Origin of the sequence: Bartonella sp. AP20NXHL (genome assembly GCF_042196165.1) — a bacterium.
Lineage (GTDB): Bacteria > Pseudomonadota > Alphaproteobacteria > Rhizobiales > Rhizobiaceae > Bartonella.
In genome coordinates this window covers 1-1189 of the sequence record NZ_JBHIPV010000073.1, presented here as the reverse complement: position 1 = coordinate 1189, position 1189 = coordinate 1, and the positions used below count along the sequence as shown (strand labels likewise).

The window sequence follows — 1189 nt, the reverse complement described above, 5'->3', positions numbered from 1 at the left end:
AACAAGCATTATTTATTCAATGATCTTAGAGACGATACCGGCACCAACAGTACGACCACCTTCACGAATAGCAAAACGAAGTTTCTCTTCCATCGCTATCGGAACGATCAACGAAACATCCATCGCAACATTGTCACCTGGCATAACCATTTCCGTTCCTTCTGGAAGCGTAACAATACCTGTAACGTCCGTCGTACGGAAGTAAAACTGAGGACGATAATTTGTAAAAAATGGCGTATGACGTCCACCTTCATCTTTTGTCAAAATGTAAGCTTCTGCTTTAAAACGTGTATGAGGCGTAACGGATCCTGGCTTCGCCAATACTTGACCACGCTCAATCCCTTCACGATCAACACCACGTAGAAGAGCTCCTATATTATCACCCGCTTGACCTTGATCTAAAAGCTTGCGGAACATTTCAACACCTGTAACCGTCGTCTTAGATGTTGGACGAATACCGATAATCTCGATTTCCTCTCCAACTTTAATAACACCACGCTCAACACGACCCGTAACAACGGTTCCACGACCCGAAATCGAAAATACATCTTCTATCGGCATCAAAAATGGTTGATCAACAGGACGTTCAGGGGTTGGAATATAATTATCAACTTCACTCATTAAAAGACGAACAGCATCTTCACCAATGCTCTTATCCTTATCTTCAAGTGCTGCCAACGCAGAACCCTTAACAATTGGTATATCATCACCTGGGAAATCATACTTGGATAAAAGTTCCCGAACCTCAAGCTCTACAAGCTCCAAAAGTTCTGCATCATCAACCTGATCAACTTTATTAAGAAAAACAACAATTGCTGGAACACCAACCTGACGCGCAAGCAAAATATGCTCACGTGTCTGAGGCATTGGACCATCAGCTGCTGAAACAACCAAAATAGCACCATCCATCTGTGCTGCCCCTGTGATCATGTTTTTCACATAATCAGCGTGTCCCGGACAATCAACGTGCGCATAGTGACGATTTTCCGTTTCATACTCAACGTGTGCTGTAGAAATAGTAATTCCACGTGCGCGCTCCTCTGGCGCAGCATCAATTTGGTCATAGGCTTTAAATTCACCAAAATATTTCGTAATCGCTGCTGTCAACGAGGTCTTCCCATGATCAACGTGACCAATCGTACCAATATTAACATGCGGTTTTGTTCGTTCAAACTTGCTCTTCGCCATT

The 1189-nt window shown here is 43.3% G+C and carries 1 protein-coding gene; it reads right to left on the bottom strand.

Features of this window, described 5'->3' with window-relative positions:
• Positions 1 to 12 precede the first annotated feature (12 nt).
• The gene (gene tuf, locus ACFILL_RS09240) at positions 13 to 1188 is read right to left on the bottom strand and encodes an elongation factor Tu (RefSeq protein WP_012755022.1); all 1176 of its coding nucleotides are present in this window, start codon (positions 1186 to 1188) and stop codon (positions 13 to 15) included.
• Position 1189 lies beyond the last annotated feature (1 nt).